We start from the raw sequence: 5,923 nt of genomic DNA, 5'->3' as shown, positions 1-5,923 counted from the left end.
GATTGGCCCCCCGCCAGCTAATTTATAAAAACCCCCCCCCGCCCCCCGCGGCGGGGGGCCCCCCCCCCGCCGCGCCCCCCCCCCCCCCCGTCGTCGATCCCGAGGACCGCCGGTCAGCGGCCGCTCGCCGGGAGCCAGCCCGTCTGGACCAGCTGCGCGCCGCGCTTGCGCGTGACGAACGTGGCCCGGCCGGGCGTCAGGCTCTGGCCCTTGACGTTGCCCATCAGGGGGCCTTCACCCGGGTCGGCCGACAGGATCAGACCCTGCGCGCCGAGCTCCTTCGTCCGCTGCATCACCGGCTCGAACGAGGAACGTCCGGCACCCGAGGAGGTACGCGCCAGAATCAGGCGCAGACCCAGGTCACGGGCGAACGGCAGATACTCCAGGAGCGGCTGCAGCGGGTTGCCGCTGCTCGTCGCCACCAGGTCGTAGTCGTCCACGATCACGAACGCGTCCGGCAGGTCGTACCAGCTGCGGTTGCGCAGCTGCTCCGGTGTGACGTCCGGGCCCGGCATCCGGCGGCCCAGCGAACCGGCCAGACCGGAGATGACCTCCTCCAGCTGCGGCCCCGCGGCGCAGTACTTGTACAGATGGCTCTCCGGGACCTCGCCGAGCAGCGCGCGGCGGTAGTCGGAGACCACCATCAGCGCCTTGTCGGACGGGTACCGCTCGGCGATCTGCTTGGTCAGCAGCCGCAGCAGCGACGACTTGCCCGACTCGCTCTCGCCGTAGACGACCAGCAGCGGGTCGGTCTCGAAGTCGATGAAGGCGGGCGACAGCGTCGTCTCGTCGACACCGATCGCGATGCCGTGGTCCGGGTAGTCGCTGCCCTTGGGCAGATCCCGGGCGTACAGCATCGTCGGCAGCATCCGCACCTGCGGGGCGGGCTCGCCCTGCCAGTGCTCCTTGACCGTCTCCACCAGATTCGCCATGCCCTCGCTGAGCGACTCCGGATCGCTGATGCCGTCCAGCCGCGGCAGCGCGGACAGGAAGTCCAGTTTCTCCGGCGACAGACCGCGGCCCGGCTTGCCCATCGGGACGTTCTCCGCGCGCTTGCGGTCGAACTCCGACTCCATCGCGTCACCGAGCCGCAGCTCGACGCGGTTGAGGAGCTGGTCGCGCAGCGCCGGACGGATCTCGGTGTAGCGGGAACCGGCGATGATCAGGTGGATACCGAAGCCCAGACCCCGCCCGGCGATGTCCAGGATGACCGGGTCCAGCTGCTCGTAGTCGGTCTTGAACGTCGACCAGCCGTCGATGACGAGGAAGACGTCGCCCCACTTCTGTTCCGGGAAGGCGCCCGAGGCACGCCGCTGGCGGTAGGTGCCGATGGAGTCGATGTGGTGCTGCCGGAAGAACTCCTCACGCTCGTTGAGGATGCCGACGACCTCGGCGACCGTACGGCGGACCTTCTCGGCGTCCAGACGCGAGGCGACACCGCCGATGTGCGGCAGCCCCTCCATGGCGAGCATGCCGCCGCCACCGAAGTCCAGGCAGTAGAACTGCACCTCGGCCGGGGTGTGGGTGAGCGCGAACGAGGCGATCGCCGAACGGACCAGCGTCGACTTGCCGGACTGCGGACCACCGACGACCAGACCGTGACCGGCACCGGACGAGAAGTCCAGGTACATCACGTCACGCCGCTGCTCGAACGGCTTGTCCACCAGCGCGACCGGCACCACGAGCTTGCCGAGCGCGCTGTACTCCGGCGCGTGCACGCCCCGTTCCGGGGTGACGGCCAGCGACGGCAGCAGCTGGTTGACGGTCGGCGCCTCCTCCAGCGGCGGCAGCCACACCTGGTGCGCAGGCGGGCCCTGGCCCTGCATCCGCTGGACGATGACGTCCAGCACGGTGTCGGCCAGCGCGTCGTCCTGCTGCGGTGCCTCCGGCTCGGCCGGCGTCGGGTCCTCGATGATCTGCTCGGCGACCGGCGCCGCCGTGAACGGCACCGGCAGCCGGCTGGCCCGCCCGCCGCCGCCCCCGCCGCCCGTACCGGGACCGTGGTAGGCACCCGACACGTACGCGGCCTTGAACTGCACCATCGTCTCGGTGTCGTACTTCAGGATGCCGGAGCCGGGAACGTTCGGCAGGTGGTAGGCGTCCGGTACACCGATCGCGGTCCGCGACTCGGCGGCGGAGAACGTCCGCAGACCCAGCCGGTACGACAGGAACGTGTCCAGACCGCGCAGCTTGCCCTCCTCCAGGCGCTGCGAGGCGAGCAGCATGTGCACACCCATCGAACGGCCGATGCGGCCGATCTGGATGAACATCTCGATGAAGTCCGGCTTGGCGGCCAGCAGCTCGGAGAACTCGTCGATGATCATCACCAGCGACGGCAGCGGATCCAGCGGGGCACCCGCGGCACGCGCCTTCTCGTAGTCGGTGATGTTCGCGTAGTTGCCCGCCGAGCGCAGCAGTTCCTGACGGCGCTGGAGTTCACCGGTGATCGAGTCGCGCATGCGGTCGATCAGTGAGACGTCCTCACCGAGGTTGGTGATGACCGCCGCGACGTGCGGCATCTCCGACATACCGGTGAAGGTGGCGCCACCCTTGAAGTCCGCGAGGATGAAGTTCAGCGTCTCGGACGAGTGGGTGACCGCCAGGGCCAGCACCAGGGTGCGCAGCACCTCGGACTTACCGGAACCGGTCGCGCCGACACACAGACCGTGCGGGCCCATACCCTCCTGGGAGGCTTCCTTGATGTCGAGCATGACGGGCTGACCGTCCCGGTCGACACCGATCGGCACCCGCAGCCGCTCGTGCAGCGTCCGCGGCCGCCAGGTGCGCTGGACGTCGACGGAACCGGCGTCGCCGATGTCCATCAGGTCCGTGAAGTCCAGGTTGGACAGCAGCGGTTCCTCGCCGTCCGCACCGGCACCGGCCCGCAGCGGCGCCAGCTGACGCGCCAGCGCTTCCGCCTCCGGGATCGACAGGGTGTCGCAGGAACCCTCGTACACCGCGCCGCTCGCCGACTCCAGCACCAGCTTGCCCGGCTGAACCTGCACCGCCAGACCGCCGCGGATCTCGTCGAGGTCGCCGGGGACGACCTCGACGATGGTGACGCCCTGGAGGCCCTCCGCACCGGCGATGACCGAGTCGATCGGCACCTCGCCCGCGTCCAGCAGGATCACCAGGTGCGGGGTGTCCGTCACCGGCGTGCCCTGCGGGTTGAAGCGGCCGCGGCCCTCCAACTCGTCGGCCAGCAGCTCCTCGACCTCGCCGAGGTCGCCGACGACCAGGCGGCGGGTACCCGCGCCGTCCGTGGTCTTGTCCTGGACGTGCGGCAGCCACTTCGTCCACTCCCACTCCGCCTGTGCACCCGGGGAGGCGACGACCGCCACCATCAGGTCCTCGGGGGAGTGCAGCGTGCACAGCTGCGCCACCATCGCGCGCGAGGCGGCGTAGACGGTGTCCGGGTCGCCGGAGACCGTCAGGTGGTAGAAGGCGCGCAGCGACACCGCGAGCGGAAGGTTCTCCAAGTGCCCGTGCTTGTCGAGGAATTCCTTCATCGCGTGCGCGGTCAGCGGCTCCAGCTCGTCGACCGGCGCGGTCTCCGGCGCCTTCAGCGGGGTGGCCAGCTGCTGCGGGCCGAGCCCCAGCCGCACCTGCGCGAAGTCCGGGTCGCTCGCCCGGCGCTCCCAGACCCGCTTGCCCTCCGCGACGACCGACCACAGCTGCCCGGGGTCGGGGTGCGTGAACAGCTGCGCGTCACGCTGCTTACGCGCGGTGCGCCGTACCTCTTTTCGCTTCTGCGAAAGGTACTTGAGGTAATCCTGACGCTCTTGAACCATTTGCCCGGACGGGCCTTGACGGGCTTTGACGATCTGTACGATCGCCATTGCCAGTGTGGAAACCACCATCACGCCGCCCATGATTTTCATGAACGGCTGGCCGCCCATGAAAAGGAAAGCGGCCGATGAGCCCATACCCATCATGGGCATGAACATCATCAGGATGTTCTCCTGTTCCCCTTCCCGGGGGAGTTCGGGAGGCGCCTCCAGCGTCACCTCCTCACCAGGAACTTCAGGTGGTAGCGCGCGGGGCGGGCGCTTGACGATGACAACGCTCACCGAGGCATCAGTCCTTCATGCATCTCGCAGTCTCGGACCGCCCCCGTTGGATTCGACGGTCCCCCGAGCCAAGTCCTTGGCCCGACGCAGGCGTTGATCCTACTGTTTGGAGTCAAGCCTCGGGGGGAGTGGGGCAAGCGCCGAATCGGACGGTACGCTGACGCCCCGCGAGCGTGCCGCGACGGCGTGAATAAGGCTCCCGCAGGGATCCGTATATGGCTCCATGTATGCGCCACGCACGCGACAAAACACCCAACGGATAGGGGGAACCGCCAGGTGAGCACGACCACAGGTACCGGCTTCTGCCGGGTCACAGTCGCCGCGCCGGACGCACGGATCGATGTGGCACTGCCGGAGGACGTCGCACTCGTCGACATCTACCCGGAGATCCTGCGCCTGTCCGGGCAGTCCCAGGCGGAGGGCGCCCCCACCGGCTACCACCTCGTGCGCCGCGACGGCACCGTACTCGACGCCGGTCAGTCGCTCGCGCAGCAGCAGATCCTCGACGGCGACCTCCTCCTGCTCAAGCCGTTCGCCGAATCGCTGCCGCTCCCCGTCTTCGACGACGTCTCGGACGCCGTCGCCTCCGCGGTCAAGCAGAACCGCACCCGCTGGAGCGACGACCTCATGCACTACGTCGGCCTCACCGCCGGCGTCCTGCTGCTCACGATGATGGCGTTCGCCCTCTGGTTCTCGAACCCGGTCGACCGCGACATGCACCGGCTGCCCGGCATCATCGCGGGCGTCGTCGGCATCGTTCTCGTCGCCGTCTCCGGCGTCCGCGCCCGCGTCTACGACGACCACGGCTCCTCCATCGCGCTGGGCCTCGCCTCGCTGCCGCATCTGCTGATCGCCGGTTCCGGCATCTTCCCCGTCGAGGCGGGCGAGGGTCCCGGACGCCTCCACCTCCTCGTCGGCTGCGTGGTCGTCCTGATCGCCTCCGTCCTGCTGGTGGTGCTGCTGCCGCAGGGCGACGCCCCGTTCGTCGCCGCCGCCTTCCTCTCGGCGATCGGCACCCTCTCGGTCTTCGCCGCGATCCTCACCGACGCCGCGCCCATCGAGGTCGCCGCCGTCACCGCCGCCGTCTCCATCGCGCTCGTCGCCTGGCTGCCCGGCCTCTCGGCCCGCTTCGCCCGCCTGCCCATCGGCTACAGGTCGCCCGACCAGATCGCCAAGGGCTACGACGCCGACGGCGGCTCCGAGGCCGTCGACTTCGTCAAGATCGGCAATCAGGCCCGCCGCGGCCACGAGCTCCTGCTCGGCCTCGTCGCCGGCTGCTCCGCCCTGGTCGTCGGCTCCGCCGGTGTCGTCCTCGGCTTCTCCGACAACATGTGGGCCCAGCTGATGGCGCTGGCCGCGGGCATCACGATCATGCTCCGTGCCCGGCTCTTCGACTACACCGCGCAGATCGCCTGCATGGTCGTCGCCGGCATCCTCACGATCGTGCTGCTCATCCTGGGCATCGCGCTCCACCCGCCGGTCGACGCCCTCGTCGAGCTGGCCCGCTTCGGCGACTCCGGCCCGCTCAACATCCGCACCGTCTGGTTCTCCGCCAGCATCGCCGCCGGCGCCGCCCTGCTCGTCGGTGTCGGACTGGTCGTTCCTCGTAAGGGTGTCACCCCCTTCTGGGGCCGGATCTTCGACATCTTCGACGGCCTGGTCCTGCTCTCCCTGGTGCCGCTCTGCCTTGCGGTCCTGGACGTCTACGCCACCGTGCGTGGCCTGACCGGCAACTGACCTGCGCCCGCGCCGCGGGGGGGGCCCCCCCGCCCCCCCCGGGGGGCGGCCGCCTCCGGAGGGTACGTGTGTGTCCGTGCCCCCGGGTTCATCAAAATAACCAGGGAAGCCAAAAC

Annotated in this window: 2 protein-coding genes; one reads left to right on the top strand and one right to left on the bottom strand. The window is 69.6% G+C overall.

Features of this window, described 5'->3' with window-relative positions; translation table 11 throughout:
* Positions 1–113 precede the first annotated feature (113 nt).
* Positions 114–4,070 carry a type VII secretion protein EccCa gene (gene eccCa / locus ACFWWQ_RS22415; protein WP_384598807.1) on the bottom strand — a complete coding sequence of 1,319 codons (3,957 nt, stop codon included), beginning with the start codon at positions 4,068–4,070 and terminating at the stop codon, positions 114–116.
* Between the two features lie 276 nt (positions 4,071–4,346).
* Between eccCa and eccD the strand changes: the two genes are divergently transcribed.
* Positions 4,347–5,807: a type VII secretion integral membrane protein EccD gene (gene eccD, locus ACFWWQ_RS22410; RefSeq protein WP_384598805.1), complete on the top strand. Its 1,461-nt coding sequence runs from the start codon at positions 4,347–4,349 to the stop codon at positions 5,805–5,807.
* Positions 5,808–5,923: the final 116 nt, after the last annotated feature.

Source organism: Streptomyces sp. NPDC059080 (assembly GCF_042739975.1).
In the GTDB taxonomy this organism is placed as follows: domain Bacteria; phylum Actinomycetota; class Actinomycetes; order Streptomycetales; family Streptomycetaceae; genus Streptomyces; species Streptomyces benahoarensis.
The sequence above is the reverse complement of the archived record's forward strand: the minus strand, read 5'-3'. Positions and strand labels throughout refer to the sequence as shown.